Origin of the sequence: Rhizobium acaciae, assembly GCF_025941625.1 — a bacterium.
Lineage (GTDB): Bacteria > Pseudomonadota > Alphaproteobacteria > Rhizobiales > Rhizobiaceae > Rhizobium > Rhizobium acaciae.
Map to the genome: position 1 here is coordinate 205,545 of NZ_JAPCZO010000009.1, position 14,288 is coordinate 219,832.

Here is a 14,288-nt window from a genome sequence, read left to right on the forward strand (position 1 = left end):
GCCCAAGCCGGCTATTGCGTCAGGGGCTTCGACTGGCGGTCGTTGTGCAGGCTGTCTTCCAGCTCCGTTCCTGTCGGCTGCTGCCTTCTTGCCGGCTGCTCGACGATCGCAAGTGGTGCCGCGACAGCAGCGCCTGCGACCGTGCCGACGGTGCGCGCTGTCCCGCCGACGACGGCGGCGACGCCCTGCCCGAGAGAGATGTTGGAATCCGTCAGCGTTTGCCCGGTCATCAGACGCTGGCCGATGAGTTGGACGATGCCGGGACTTTCGGCGAACTTGCCATGATGGAGGCTGTCGCCGGTCTTCACCTTGGTGAGGTCGATTGCGGTGATGCCCGCCTTCTCCAACCGGGACCGGTAAGGCTCCTTCGACGGGTCTATGGCGCCGAGCCGCGACACTTTGCCGGTGATGAAGCTCGACGCCGCGAGCGCCCGGTCGTCCTGGGACACGAAGATGGTGAACTTCGGCTTCGGATCACCCATTTCGACGAACTGCTTGGCGAACACCTGGATGTCGATGTCGGGAGAAGCGAGGATGACGTTGTGTATCTTGGCGTTGACGTGGCCGTCGCGGATGCCCATCTGCCGCAGCGATTCCATCGCCAGCCATGTTCCCATGGAATGCGCGAGAATGGTGATGTCCTTCACATCAGGATCGGCGGCGAGGACCCGCAGGGATTGTTCCAGCGCCGTGCGCGAATAGTTCGTGCTCTCCTTGTCGTACTCGTATCCGGTGAGTTGCGCGCGTGACGGCCAGGTGAAAAGGATCGGCGTCGCCTGCATGCCGCTGTCGTGGACGATCTGGGCGAGGCGGAAGACCGAGTCCCCATATGTGTTGTTGAACCCGTGGATGAAGACGAGCGCATGCCCGCCCTGGATATGCTGGCGGAACCATGCCCGGCCTTCCGGAATGGTATCGATCTGCTTCACCCGCGTGACGGCAAAGTCCGTGGCAGGATTGGGCGGCAACCGCTGCGGCCACTGGACGGTGCCTGCCTCGCGCTTCGGCGGAATGGAGACCGCGACGTCGGTCATATAGGGCTTGGGGCTTCGCTCGCCGTTGAACAGCGTCGCCGGATCGCCCGACGGCTGTCGGGTCGTTGCAACGAGCATGTCGACCTGCGCGGTTCTGGGCGCCGCCGCGGTTAGCGCCACAGGCTGCATGACGCCGCTCGGGTGTCCGCAGGCGCTAAGCCCCGGCAGGAGAATTAGCAGCGCGATCAGTCGAAGCGATGTCGCCCGGGGCATGGTGGATCCCTATTGCGCGGCTATGTTCATCGGCTTGGTGATCGACAAGGGCATCGAGACCGTCAGATAGACGGCATCTCCCTCGGCGCGGTTTTCGGCTTCGAATTCGTGGAAGTACTTGATGCGGGTCGATATCGGCACTTCGCCCGCTTTGAACGTCCAGCCGATGGTCGCGCCGATGGCCGCGACGCGCCCCTTGAAATCGCTGGACGCGCCGGCGCCGCTATCGCCACTCACCTGGTCGTAGTAGTAGCCGACGAGACCAGCGTCGAATTGTTCGTTGAAGTGCTGGACGGCCGCCCACTCAAGATGGAACTCATTGCCCGTGCGGTAGTCGGTGGCAGGGTTCTCGGCATTAAATGTCATGCCAACCACCGCCGACAGGTCGAGGCCAATCGTCGGATCGAGCCAGGTCACGCCGGCCGAGATGTCGGCGCCCCAGTGGTGGAAGGCTATGTTTGATATCTCGCCGTCCTGATAGTCACCGATCGGAACGTTGACCAGAAGGCTGGTCTGCCAATGGAAGTTTCCGGCCTCCCAGCCAAGCAGGGCGCCAAGGACCGGATCGCCGACGGTGAAAACCGAATCGGAGATCGATCCGGACGCTGTCCCACCTCGGGGTCCCGCCAACGTCACATCGGCGTCCGTGTTCTTCCAGCCGACAGGGACGGTCATTGACAGCCCGAGATGACCGCCCGCCACATCTTCCGGCAGAATCCAGAGCACGGTAGGCACCGCGATGACTGCCTTGCCCTCCACGCCGACGGCCAGACGTCCGCCGGTCGGCAGGGCTTTTCCGCCACCGAGATCGCCCGTGTAGAAATAGATATCGTTAGAGAAGAAGACGCCGGGCGGCGGCGTGATGGCCGCGGCAGGCCCCTTCGATCCGAGAAGATAAAACCCCGCGCCGCCCTCGGCGGCGAAGGCCAGCGAAGGCAGCAGCGTCGCGGCCGCGCCTGCGAGAAAGGTGAAGGCGACTGAGAAGACAAGCAGCTTGCGCATTGTGGCGGCCCTCGACATCATCGCCCGCAATCTGCGGACAGGTCGAAGGAAAGCCATCGAAGGCTGCCGGACAAGGTTGTTACTGTTACATCGGCCCGTTGCTGGCGAGTTCCGGCGATTTTAGGCCCGCTTCCAGAATGCCTGTTCGAAGGGCAGCTTTGAGGCTGCTGTCAAAACGCGCTCCAGAGAACATTGCTGCGACTGTCCGGTCGAGATCGGGATGCTGCAAACGGGCTGCGGCTATCTCCTGCTCCGTCACCGGCCGGTCACCGAGGCGAGCGATGGCGGCAAGCTTCAATACGGTCGTCGGCGTATCGGCTGCCGGGACCTGCCGGGCAAGGAAGACCGCTTCGGCATAGTGCCCCTGGCGGTAGGCGTCGAGGATCATGACGAAATTCGCGTCACGTATCGTCTGGCCGACGAGGTCGGTCGCCTCTTGCGCAAGGCGGACACCCTCTTCCCAGTGCCCGCTCAGGAAGAGGGCCATGGCGAGCTTTGCCAGGAGATCGGCATTTTCCGGGTTCAGGGCGACACCGCGCCGGCCGGCCGCGATCGAGGTGTCGTTCTGGCCGACCTGGTATTGCGTCGCCAACTGGGCGAGCGCCGCCCTTGTCGAGGCGGGCGATACCGTGGCAGCCCGGTTCGCGAGATTGAGACCGCGGCCGAAGTAGCTGTCGTCGCCGGTCGTGCGACCGGTCCACACGAAGACGCGCGCAAGTGTCGCCATCGCGTCGGCGTCAGCCGGATCCGCAGCGATCGTCGCTTCCAGGCAGGGGCGAGCCGCCTTGAGACTGGCCAGTGCGCGCTGCTCGACGGCGAATTCGCCCCTTAGCACGCAGATGTTGCCGGTCGTGGATGCCGGCAGATTGCGCCGCAGCTCCATGGTGTTGACGACGCCGACCGGCCCCGCGATCCTGCGGGATACGCTGTAGACGAGGGCTCGCATCGCATCATCTCGCGCTCCTGTTCCGGTCGGACGTCGATCTTGGTCGGTCCAGACGGCCTCTCCCGTGGCCGCGTCGGAAACCTGCCACCACAAGAAGACGGATGTCGCATCTTCACCGTACCGCATCCTGATGTCGTACGTCGTCTGCTCGCCCGGGCCGACATCCGGCCTCGCCGTCCCGGCATCGGATTTGAGACGAACGGTCCCAAACCGCGCAAGCGACACGGCCAGATCTTCCATGACCGTTTCTCCGGCCGCTGTATCCTTCTGCGCCGCATTCAGCGATAATGAGACGAATGGCTTTTGTGTATCCAAGGGCGCCGGCGTCGCCGCGCGGAAGACAGCGTAGCCTCCGGCAAGGGCGGCAAGGCTCGCCAGTGCGGCAAAAGCGTAGCGTTTTCGCCTCATGGTGGACCTTAGCGGAGCCGTCGTGTCTTCGACTGCCGGGACGACGTCCTCTTCGACATCGGAAACATCGTCGCCTGGGCATGGCTGCTGCTCCCGCTCGACGAAGACAGGAACATATCGTCCGCGGGGAATGTCCAGGCGCGCTCCAGGCTCGTCGCCGAGTTGCTCGTAATATTTCGCCAAGGTCTCACGAAGGCGCGTCGCCTCTATGCGCACGATCGGATCGGATGAGGGATCGAACGACGGTGGCCGGTTGAAGACGTCGATCGCGATGGAATAGGCCTTCACCGCATCGCTGCGCCCTTCGAAAACGGCGTCGACGATGTACCTGAGAAACGCTCTATGGCGATCGGAGACATGAAGCCGCGGATCGGCCAGAAGTCGCTCCGCTTCCGACCTTGCCTCGCTCTCACTGACCGCCTGTGCCCTGTTGCTCACGCCGTTCGCTGCCATTACGCACCTCACGCCCGCCCGTCCATAAGCTGTCGCGAATATGCGTCATGTCACTGAAAGTTGCAATCCTGTTCGCTTGCATGTTGGACGAATAGTCAGGAGCGTCGGTCCGGCTGCGGTCGCGCCATGCGTGCACGGCAGCGGAGGACGACGTCGGATTCAAGCGCCTGACACACGCCCCGGTACTCTTCGACAAGCCCGTCCTCTCCGTCGCCGGGGCGCTGGACAAGGCGTTCCAGCGTGGCGGTCGCATCTTGATAAGCCTCGCAGAGAGCCTCGAAGGACGGATCGTTCGGCCAGAGGAGCTGAAGCTCGGCACGCAACGATGGCAGCCGCAGCATCAGCTTCAACAGCCCGCGGTGGGCGGCATCTCTGGCGGTGTCCATGGCGAGCAGCGTTCCTTTCGGGCAGGAGGCGTGCAATGAAGCGCGAGGCGCCTCGGTTCATTCTCGCGCCGGTCAACCGCAAAAATCGAGAATGTTACAGTAACATTCGCACGATACGCCCGCCTTGCGGATCACGGTAACCGTTACAGCCTGTGGCCGAAAAAAGTTTTGTGCTGGAATGTCTGCGGTCGGTACAGGAGGCTTCCGTGCTCCAGCATTCCCGCTACTGCTGGCATTGGCCTCCTCGGCCGGTGCCCAGGAGACGCACGACGCCGTCAACGAGGCCAACAATCCTCTCACACCGAAGATCACCATCAATCTTCAGAACTACTACATTCCGAGCTTCATCGACACTCCAGGAGAGCCCGAGGCGAACCAGTTCCTGCTGCGCGGTCTCATCCCATCGGACATGTTCGGGCTGCCGCAGCTTTTTCGTTTTACACTCCCGATCGCGACGTCCCCCGATGTTCCAAGCGGATATGTCACGGGGCTCGGTGACTTCACGCTGATGGATCTCTTCATCCTGCCGAAGCATGGAGATGTCACCCTCGGCGCCGGCCCGTTGCTCGTCGTTCCCACAGCCACGGACGAGTCCCTTGGAAGCGGCAAATGGCAGATCGGAGCGGCGGGCGTCGTCGTCGCGCCTCAACGGTGGGGACTCCTCGGAGCCCTTGCGACCTATCAGACGTCCTTCGCCGGTGTGGACGACCGGGAAGATGTGAACCTTCTGACTTTCCAGCCGATCCTCAACATCAACCTGTCGGACGGCTGGTATCTGCGTTCGTCGGCGACGTGGACCTTCAATCTCGAGAGCGGCAACTCCTACATCCCCGTGGGCGCGGGCGTCGGTAAGGTATTCCAGCTCGACAAGGGCGTGACGATGAACGCCTTCGTCGAGCCTCAGTATACGGTCTGGCACGACGGACCGGGTGCGCCTCGCTGGCAGATCTTCGCGGGTGTCAACTTTCAGTTTCCGGTCGGACGGTGATCGACCGGCAAGCAGGGCGAGATGAGATACCCGTTATTTTCGATCGTTTAATGACCGTCGGGCGGGACGGCTTCGACCGGAACCGTCTCTTTCAGGTTCTTCCGGTGGAAGATGAAGAGCCCCGCAACGACGATGATTGCGGCGCCGACGATGATCTGCGTATCGGGAATATCATTGAAGAACAGGTAACCGAGGACGATCGCCCAGAGCAGCAGCGTATATTGCAGCGGCGCGAGCAGCGATGCCGGTGCGAGTTTCAGCGAGCGGGTGATGAGCAGATGCGCGCAGGAGGCGACGACGCCGAGGAGCAGCATGCCGGACCAGTCGATGAGCGTTGCCGGCTGCCAGTGGCCGATACTCAAGACGATGCCGGTGGCGAGCGCGGCGATCGTCTGCCATGTCACCAGTGTCGTGTCGCTGGTCGAGCGCAGATAGCGGCTCATCACCAGCGACAGCGCAAAGGCAAGGCTGCCGGCAAGGCCGAAGAGCGATGGAAGCGACAGCATTGCTGTGGACGGACGCAGCGCGATGACGACGCCGGCAAAGCCGATCAGAACCGCCAGCCAGCGGCGCCAGCCGATCTTTTCTCCGAGAAAGAAATGCGAGAGCGCCGCAATATAGATCGGTCCGGCCATATAGAAGGTCATGACGTCTGCGAGCGGCAGATAGGCGACGGCAGCATAAAACAGCGCGACATCGCAGGTCGCCATGAAAACACGGATGAACTGCAGGCCCTTCTGCTCGACGCGGAACAAGGCCATCGGCCCTTGCCGCAGGATCATTGGTCCGAGCACGATGAAAGCGCCGACCGAGCGGATCACCAGCACCTGGCCGACGGCAAAGCTGGCGACCAGCCATTTGCCCATTGCATCGTTCAGCGCAAAGAGCAGATCGCCGAGCAGCATCAGCACGACGCCGGTCATGATCAGGTTTCCGGCATTGGCTGCGCCAGTCTTGGTCGTCATCTCTCGCATCCTCGCAAAGCAGCCGCGCATGCGTGGCCGAGTGCGGCTTCTGCCTTAACCCTGCCGATGTCAAGCCGCCGGCGCGGCGGATCAGACGCCTAGAGCATGATGCCGAAAAGTGTGAGCGGTTTTTGGACGACATCATGCTCTATTTCTTTGATTTAGATCAGGATTCAGATTTTAGGCCGATCGGGCCTAAAAACATCCTGATCTAGAGCGCCCAATCATCCCAATTTTGGACTTCGGCCGCTTTGTCCTCGCGACAAATTGTTTCCAGCGCCAGCGAGGCCCGACTGGAGTGCCTTTGTTTATGCCGCAGGATCGCAAATTGGCGGGACGGCAGAGGGAAGCGCGCCTTTACCAGCAGACCTTGCGTCAAGAGCGGCGCGGCCACGGCACCTGAGACGACCGTCGCGCAAAGGCCCTCTCTTGCTGCCGATATCACCGCCTCGTTCGACGGCAGTTGCAGCGCGACAGCGAGATCTCCGGGGTCTATGCCGAGATTGGAAATCGCCGCCTCGAAAGCCGATCGGGTTCCGGACCCCTTTTCCCGCATGACCCATTTTGCGCCCGAAACCAGCTCTGCCGGTGCAATTGGTTTGCCACGCGCCCAGGGATGGCGCGGACCGACGACGACAAGGAGTTCGTCCTCGGCAAGCGGCTGAACATGCAGCGCCGGCTCATCAACGCTACCTTCGACAAAACCGACTTCGGCCAATCCATCGAGAACCGCTTTCGCCGCCGTGGTCGTGTTGCCAATCATCAGCTTCAAGTCGATGCCCGGGTAGCGGATCTTGAAACGCATCAGCATCGCCGGCAGCCAGTAGCTGGCGATCGTCTGGCTCGCAAAAACGACCAGTTCACCCTTTTGCAAGCCGCCGAGATCGGACAGGACGAGCGCTGCGGCCTTCGCGCGCGCCAGCGTCGCCCTAGCCTCCCCCAGAAAGACCCGTCCTTCATATGTCAGCTCTATGCGGCGTCCGACGCGATGGAAAAGCTCGACGCCATAGGAGGTCTCGAGATTGCGGATAGCCGAGCTGACGGCCGATGGCGTAAGCCCGATCGCAAAGGCGGCTTTGGTCAGATGCTCGCGTTCCGCAACCGCGACGAAAATGGAAAGCTGTTCAAATGTCATTGATTTAATCGTTCGATTTTACCGAATGAATCATACCAAACTATTCAATGGAAGTCGACAATTGAGTGTGGGAGACTACAGTCTTCCTCAAGGTCTTGCCGATGGTCGTTTCCGCCTCACGTTCCCTGTCGCTTCCCGCCGTCCTGCCAGGACTCTTCCTGTGTGCAGCAGTCACGCTCTCTGCCTATCTCGTTGAGCAGCTGCAGATGATGGTTTTCGGCTCGCATTGGATCGAGAGCCTGGTGCTCGCCATTCTGATCGGCATTGCCGTGCGCTCCTCGGTCTGCCTGCCGCAGACCTTCATTCCCGGCATCCAATTCGCCGCCAAGACACTGCTCGAGATTGCGGTCGTGTTGCTCGGCGCCTCGCTCAGCACGGCTGCCATCAGGCAGGCTGGGCTGCCGCTTGTCGGCGGAATTGCCGTTCTGGTTGCTCTGTCTTTGGTCGGCAGCTTTGTTATCGGGCGGCTCTTCGGGCTATCGGCCAGCCTGGCGACGTTGGTTGCTTGCGGCAATTCGATCTGCGGCAATTCTGCGATTGCCGCCGCAGCGCCCGTGATCGGTGCCAAACCCGACGATATCGCGGCCTCGATAGCCTTTACTGCACTGCTCGGCATCGGTGCCGTGCTGACGCTGCCGCTTCTTCACCTGCTCTTTGGTCTCAGCGCCGTACAATATGGCGTTTTCGCAGGACTGACAGCCTATGCCGTCCCGCAGGTCTTGGCGGCCACGGCCTCTGCCGGAGCCGTCAGCATCCAGGTCGGCACGCTCGTCAAACTGATCCGCGTGATGATGCTCGGACCCGTTATCCTCGTGCTCGGTGCCGTTCATGGCCGCCGCCCTGGCGGTTCGCCAGTCAAGCTCCGCCATCTTCTCCCATGGTTCATCCTCGGTTTTGCAGCGATGGCGACGCTTCGTTCCCTCGACGCCATCCCGGCGCCGCTGCTGCCCGGGATGGCGGCTGTCTCCGCCACCTTCACCGTCACCGCCATGGCCGCTTTGGGCCTCTCCGTCGATGTCAGATCCGTCGCCCATACCGGCGGTCGTGTCCTCGCAGCGGCGGCCCTGTCGCTGTTGGCGCTGGGGGCTCTCGGGCTTTGCCTGATCGGGCTGCTGAATATCGTCTGATCGAGGTTATATGCCCAAAATACTTGCAAAGATTCCGGTTGCCTTCCAAACGATCAGCGGCTAGCCTGTATATACAGGTAAGGCGGAAACATAGATCGTCATGCGGGTCATCTCTTCACAACAAGCTGCGAATCTTCTCGAAGACGGGATGACTGTCGCTGCTTCGGGTTTTGGAGGATGCTGCCATCCCGAGGCCATCACGGCCGCTGTCGAGGAGCGTTTCCTCGCCTCTGGAAAACCCCGCAACCTGACGCTTCTGTTTGCTGCCAGCACGGGCGATCGTCAGACGCGCGGCATGGGGCACTTCGGTTATGAGGGCCTGGTCGGCTGCGTGATTGCCGGGGGATGGCGCGGAACGCCGCGCCTTGGAAAACTTGCGATCGAGGAAAAGATCGAAGCGCATTGCTGGCCGCAGGGCGTCATCGCGCAGCTCTATCGGGCGATTGCCGCCGGTCAGCCTGGCGTGGTCACCCATATCGGCCTCGGCTCTTTCATGGATCCGCTTCATGGCGGCGGCCGCATGAATGCGACGACGCCGCGTCCGCTTGTCGAGCGTGTGTCGTTGCGCGGCAAGGAGTGGCTGCTTTATCCGTCGATGCCGCTCGACTGCGTGCTCTTGCGCGGAACGACGGCCGACGAAGACGGGAACATCACCCTCGAGGACGAGGCCTTCCCGCTCGACGTGCTCGCCATGGCACAGGCGGGCCGAAACTCCGGTGGTATCGTCGTCGTGCAGGTCAAGCGGATTGCCGAGCGCGGCTCGCTGCAGCCGAACGACGTTCGTATCCCGGCGGCGCTGGTCGATTATGTCGTCGTCTGCGAGGATCCCGCCCAGCACGGCATCAGTTTCGCCGAGACCGACAATATCGCCTATACGGGGCGCGTCCGGATGGCGGCGAGCCGCCTGCAGCCGGCGCCGCTGTCGGTCGACAAGATCATTCAGCGACGCGCCTTCTTGGAACTGGCGCCGCTGAACCGCCCGACGATCAATCTCGGCATCGGCATTGCCGCCGGGATCGGCCGTATCGCCAGCGAAGAGGGGTTCGACGATTATACGGTGACAATCGAATCCGGCGTCATCGGCGGCGTACCGGCCGAAGAGCTGTCCTTCGGCGCCGCGGTCAATCCGACCGCCATCGTCCCACAGGCATCGCAGTTCGATTTTTACGACGGCGGCGGCCTCGATATCGCCTTTCTCGGCATGGCCGAGGTGGATCGGCACGGGGCGGTCAATGTCAGCCGCTTCAACAATTCCATCGTCGGGGTCGGCGGATTCACCAACATCTCGCAGACGGCCAAGCATGTTGTCTATCTCGGCGCATTTTCGGCTGGCGGCGCGCAAATTGCGGTTGCCGACGGCAGGCTCGAGATCGTCAGGGAAGGCCGCCTTTGCAAGATCGTCGAGGCTGTCGACCAGATCAGTTCGAGCCCAGCCTTTGCGCCGGAGGGACAATCACAGCTCGTCGTCACCGAGCGGGCTGTCTTTCGGGTGATCGGCGGATGCTTGACGTTGACGGAGTTTGCCCCCGGCATCGATCTTGCCGCCCAAGTTCTCGACCGCCTGCCGAAGGGCATCGCGGTGTCGGACCAGTTGAAGCAGATGGATGCGCGCCTGTTTTCGACCCATGCCATGAAGGACTTTGCCCCATGAAAGTCTATGGAGCCGCCATCATCGTCACGGGCTCGGCAACGGGTGTCGGGGCTGCATGCGCGAAGCAATTCGCCGACGGCGGCGCCCGGGTGGTCGTCAACTACAGCCGCAGCAAAAAGGAGGCCGATGAGACCGGCGATATCTGCCGCAGTCTGGGCGCGGAGGTCGAGATCGTCCAGGCCGACGTTGCCGATGACGCGGCTTGCCGCCGAATGGTCGCGGTTGCCGTCAATCGATGGGGGCGGCTCGACGCCCTGGTGAACAATGCCGCAATGACGGTCAAATCAGATCCTTTCGATCTGGAGACGCTGTCGGCCGAAGATTTTCAGAGCGTTTTCGGCGTCAACGTCATCGGCGCCTATCAGATGTGCCGGGCGGCGATACCTGCGATGCGGGACAGTGGCGGCGGTGCGATCGTCAATGTCTCGTCCAACGTTGCCTTTACCGGCGGCGGCAGCTCGCTTGCCTATACAGCCTCCAAGGGCGCGCTCAATGCGCTGACCTTGGCTTTGGCGCGCACCTGCGGTCCCGATATCCGCGTCAACGCGGTGTGTCCCGGCATCATCGATACGCGCTGGATGCGCGACACGCTCGGGCCGGATGCCTATGGAGCCATTGCCAAGCGATTTTCGGAAACCGCGCCGCTTGGCCGAGTCGCGACACCGGAAGACGTTGCCGGCGCCATCGTCTGGCTTGTTCAGGGGGCCGACTTCGTCACCGGCGAATTGCTTTCCGTTGACGGCGGCATCCGCCTGTCCGGCGGCGTTCGCAAACCCGCAACACCCGGGGGAGCCGCATCGTGATGCTGTCTGCTCAATCCATCCTCGATTTTCCGGTGCCGCAAGCGACACATGCGGTGACCGCAAGGGATGCCATCCTTTACGCCTTGTCGGTCGGCTACGGCGCCGACGCGCTCAGCGAAAAGACATTGGAATACGTCTATGAACGCGATCTGGTGACCGCGCCGACCCTTGCCAATATCGTGGCGCATCCAGGGCCATGGATACAGCAGACAGGCGTCGACTGGGCTCGTCTGGTGCATTCCGAACATCGCCTGACGATCCACCGGCCGGTCCCGCTCGATGTGCCGCTGATCTCTCGCTCGCGCGTCTTGTCGGTGGTCGACCGCGGCGTCGAGAAGGGAATGTTCGTCAGCTTCGAGCGCCTGATCGCAACCGTGGACGGCGATGAGCCAATCGCGACCATCGTCCAGACCAACGCGTGCCGCGGCGACGGTGGATGCGGCTCGGCGGGATCTGCGCCTGAACCCTTGTCGAAAGTCCCGGACAGAGAGCCGGACCTTGAATTCAATGTCGACATCCCTGCCAACGCCGCACTGCTATATCGCCTGAACGGCGATCTCAATCCGCTGCATGTCGACCCGCAGGCAGCCGGCAGGAGCGGCTTTGACCGACCGATCCTGCATGGGCTCTGCAGCTTCGGTTATGCGGGCTACGCCATTGTCGCTGCCATCGATCCAAGCATGGGCAGCGGCTTGAGCGCGATTGCGGCGCGTTTCAGCGCGCCGATCTTTCCCGGCGAAACGATCACCGTGCAGATATGGCGCAACGACGCAGAGATTCGCTTCCGAGGCCTCGTTGCTGCGCGCGGCGCGACCATCCTCGACAATGGCATGGCGAGGTTGTCATGACGAAAGCGGTCAAGCCGGCCGCCGGCGAGGCGCGCCATTATATCAGGATCAAGGAGCAGATCCTGGCCGAGATCGCCGAGGGCAAGCTGCAGCCGGGAGACCGGGTATCCTCTGAGAGCGAATTGGTGGCGGCATTCGGCGTCAGCCGGATGACGGCGAACCGGGCGTTGCGGGAGTTGATGTTCGAGGGTGTTCTCAAGCGATCCGCCGGGATCGGAACCTTCGTTTCGCCCAAGCACCTCGATGTCGATCTGCTTCAAATCCGCAACATAGCCGACGAAATACTGGAGCGGGGCCATACGCATCAGGCCGCTGTCGTCAAGGCCGGCTTGATGAAGGCGGATGCCAACGTCGCCGATGCGCTCGAACTCATCCTCGCCGCTGAAGTGATGCATTCGCTGATCGTGCACATGGAAAACGACCAGCCCATTCAGGTCGAGGAGCGCTACGTCAATCCCCTGGTCGCGCCCGACTATCTGTCGGCCGACTTCCGCAGCATGACGCCGCACGAATATCTGACGAAGGTGGCTCCGATAACGGCGTTCGAGCATATCGTCCAGGCCGTCAAGCCGGATACGACGATACGCAAATATCTTGGCCTCAGGAATGATCACCCTTGCCTGCGCGTCTTTCGAAGAACCTGGTCAGGCGAGGCCGTCGTGACCTGTGCGCTGTTATACTATCCCGGCGCGCAATATCGGCTGGAAGCACGGTCCACCAAGGGTCCCTCCAAACCCGTCGCCATTCTCGGAGAGAAACAGTGAGCGCTACCAATTCTCCGTCGATCATTTTCAGCGCGGCGCCGCCGACGATCGAGGACATCGCTGCAATTGCCCGTCGTCACGCAAGGATCGAGATATCTGCGGAGGTGGAGGCCCGGATTGCGGCCGCGCGCGCCGTCGTCGACCGCTATACGGAAAGCGATCTGCCAGTCTATGGCCTGACGACGGGACTTGGGGCGGGGGTCGATACCCGACTTGCAACGGAAGATCTGGTGGCGTTCCAGATGCGTGTGCCGCAAGCCCGCGCGGTCGGCGTCGGAGAACCGCTTGCCCGGGAATCCGTGCGGGCGATGATGGCCGTCAGGGCCGCCGGCATGGCGGCGGGCGGTTCCGGCGTTTCGCTGAAAGTCTTCCAGGGTCTGATTGCCGCCATCAATGCCGGTGTCCATCCTGTCGTCCCCTCATTGGGCTCGATCGGTGCGGCGGATTTGGCGCCGCTTGCCCATATGAGCCGGGGCCTTCTGGGCTTTGGTGAGATCGAGCTTGGCGGCGACGTGCTGCCGGCCGCCATCGCCCTTGAAAGGGCCGGCCTGAAGCCTCTCGAATTCGCGCCGAAGGACGGGCATGCGCTTGTTGTGGCCAACAGCCTCTCCATCGGCCTCGCCTGCTTGGCGCTTGTGGATATCGAGCGGCTCTTCGATTGGTCCCTGAGGGCGATTGCCGTTAATTTCGAAGCGTTCCGGGCCAATGTCAGTGCCTTCGACGACCGCGCTCTGGCTGCGAGACCGGCCTTTGGGCAGCGCCGCGTCGCCGCTCAGCTGATGGCGCTTCTTTCGGGCAGCTCCTTGCTTGCCGCCGATGCAGCAAGGCGTCTCCAGGATCCTTTGAGTTACCGCTGCACACCGCAGGTCTGGGGCGCGTTGAGGCATGCGATCGATGAGGCAAGGCAGGCGACTGACATAGAGCTCGTCAGTTCCAGCGACAATCCTGTCGTGATCGCATCCGAGGGCGTCATTCTTTCGCACGGCAATTTTGACATGACCGCTTTTGTGCTCGCCTGGGAAAGGCTCGGGCAGGCGATGGCGCATTGTGCGGCAGGCACCGCCTATCGGATCATGAAGATCATGTCGCCCGGCATGTCCGACCTCCCACGCTTCCTGACCCCGATGGGCCAGAGCCGTACCGGTTTTGCGACCGTGCAAAAGACCGTCTCGGCCATGGAAGCCGAAATCCGCCACCTGGCCATGCCGGTTTCGCTTTCGCCCATTCCTGTCGCCGATGGCGTCGAAGACCAGGCATCGATGGCTCCGAGCGTTTTGGCAAAGGCGCAGGCGATCGTCGAGCGCCTGCGCTATCTGGTCGCCATCGAACTGATTGCTTCGGCACAGGCCGTCGAGCTCAGAGGGGTATCAGGCGAATTGGGCAAGGGATCGGCGCAAGCCTATGCCTTTGTCCGCACCCACGTCCCGGCGCTTGAAGAGGATCGCGCGCAAGGGCCGGATTTCGCGACGATTGCCGCATTGATCGGGCGTGGCCCGCAATAAGCCCGGTTCGCCACTGCCCCGGCAAGAAGGGCAGGGCGCCGACCGGTCATGCCGACGGTTATT

13 protein-coding genes are annotated in these 14,288 nt (G+C 62.4%); 7 read left to right on the forward strand and 6 right to left on the reverse strand.

Features of this window, described 5'->3' with window-relative positions:
- Positions 1-11: 11 nt before the first annotated feature.
- The 4 genes from OLZ32_RS16510 to OLZ32_RS16525 form a co-directional block, all read right to left on the reverse strand.
- Positions 12-1,247 carry an alpha/beta hydrolase gene (locus OLZ32_RS16510; protein WP_264397253.1) on the reverse strand — a complete coding sequence of 412 codons (1,236 nt, stop codon included), beginning with the start codon at positions 1,245-1,247 and terminating at the stop codon, positions 12-14.
- Positions 1,248-1,256: 9 nt separating this feature from the next.
- Positions 1,257-2,249: a SphA family protein gene (locus OLZ32_RS16515; protein ID WP_264397254.1), complete on the reverse strand. Its 993-nt coding sequence runs from the start codon at positions 2,247-2,249 to the stop codon at positions 1,257-1,259.
- An 85-nt stretch (positions 2,250-2,334) separates the two neighbouring features.
- The gene (locus tag OLZ32_RS16520; protein WP_264397255.1) at positions 2,335-4,056 is read right to left on the reverse strand and encodes a tetratricopeptide repeat protein; all 1,722 of its coding nucleotides are present in this window, start codon (positions 4,054-4,056) and stop codon (positions 2,335-2,337) included.
- Between the two features lie 95 nt (positions 4,057-4,151).
- The gene (locus OLZ32_RS16525; RefSeq protein WP_003550034.1) at positions 4,152-4,442 is read right to left on the reverse strand and encodes a hypothetical protein; all 291 of its coding nucleotides are present in this window, start codon (positions 4,440-4,442) and stop codon (positions 4,152-4,154) included.
- A 178-nt stretch (positions 4,443-4,620) separates the two neighbouring features.
- On the opposite strand from OLZ32_RS16525, the gene OLZ32_RS16530 reads away from it, so the two are divergent.
- On the forward strand, positions 4,621-5,430 hold the full coding sequence (locus tag OLZ32_RS16530; RefSeq protein WP_017991383.1) for a hypothetical protein: 810 nt from the start codon (positions 4,621-4,623) through the stop codon (positions 5,428-5,430).
- A 47-nt stretch (positions 5,431-5,477) separates the two neighbouring features.
- Here the strand turns inward: OLZ32_RS16530 and OLZ32_RS16535 are convergent, their stop codons facing one another.
- Entirely contained in the window at positions 5,478-6,395 is a 918-nt protein-coding gene (locus OLZ32_RS16535; protein WP_026160241.1) for a DMT family transporter, read from the reverse strand.
- Positions 6,396-6,606: 211 nt separating this feature from the next.
- A complete protein-coding gene (locus tag OLZ32_RS16540) occupies positions 6,607-7,530 on the reverse strand; it encodes a LysR family transcriptional regulator (protein WP_017991381.1) in 924 nt (307 codons plus the stop codon).
- Positions 7,531-7,595: 65 nt separating this feature from the next.
- Between OLZ32_RS16540 and OLZ32_RS16545 the strand changes: the two genes are divergently transcribed.
- The 6 genes from OLZ32_RS16545 (at position 7,596) to OLZ32_RS16570 (ending at position 14,225) form a co-directional block, all read left to right on the forward strand.
- Positions 7,596-8,657, forward strand: coding sequence for a YeiH family protein (locus OLZ32_RS16545; RefSeq protein ID WP_264397256.1), 1,062 nt, complete (start codon positions 7,596-7,598; stop codon positions 8,655-8,657).
- A gap of 100 nt (positions 8,658-8,757) precedes the next feature.
- Positions 8,758-10,308 carry an acyl CoA:acetate/3-ketoacid CoA transferase gene (locus tag OLZ32_RS16550; RefSeq protein ID WP_264421816.1) on the forward strand — a complete coding sequence of 517 codons (1,551 nt, stop codon included), beginning with the start codon at positions 8,758-8,760 and terminating at the stop codon, positions 10,306-10,308.
- Complete coding sequence (locus OLZ32_RS16555) at positions 10,305-11,111, forward strand: SDR family NAD(P)-dependent oxidoreductase (RefSeq protein ID WP_017991378.1); 807 nt, start codon at positions 10,305-10,307, stop codon at positions 11,109-11,111. The genes OLZ32_RS16550 and OLZ32_RS16555 overlap by 4 nt, the downstream gene beginning before the upstream one ends.
- Positions 11,108-11,959: a MaoC family dehydratase gene (locus OLZ32_RS16560; RefSeq protein WP_026160240.1), complete on the forward strand. Its 852-nt coding sequence runs from the start codon at positions 11,108-11,110 to the stop codon at positions 11,957-11,959. Before OLZ32_RS16555 ends, OLZ32_RS16560 begins: the two co-directional genes overlap by 4 nt.
- Positions 11,956-12,723, forward strand: coding sequence for a histidine utilization repressor (hutC, locus tag OLZ32_RS16565; protein ID WP_264421818.1), 768 nt, complete (start codon positions 11,956-11,958; stop codon positions 12,721-12,723). Before OLZ32_RS16560 ends, hutC begins: the two co-directional genes overlap by 4 nt.
- Positions 12,720-14,225, forward strand: coding sequence for an HAL/PAL/TAL family ammonia-lyase (locus OLZ32_RS16570; RefSeq protein WP_017991375.1), 1,506 nt, complete (start codon positions 12,720-12,722; stop codon positions 14,223-14,225). The genes hutC and OLZ32_RS16570 overlap by 4 nt, the downstream gene beginning before the upstream one ends.
- The last annotated feature ends 63 nt before the right edge of the window (positions 14,226-14,288 follow it).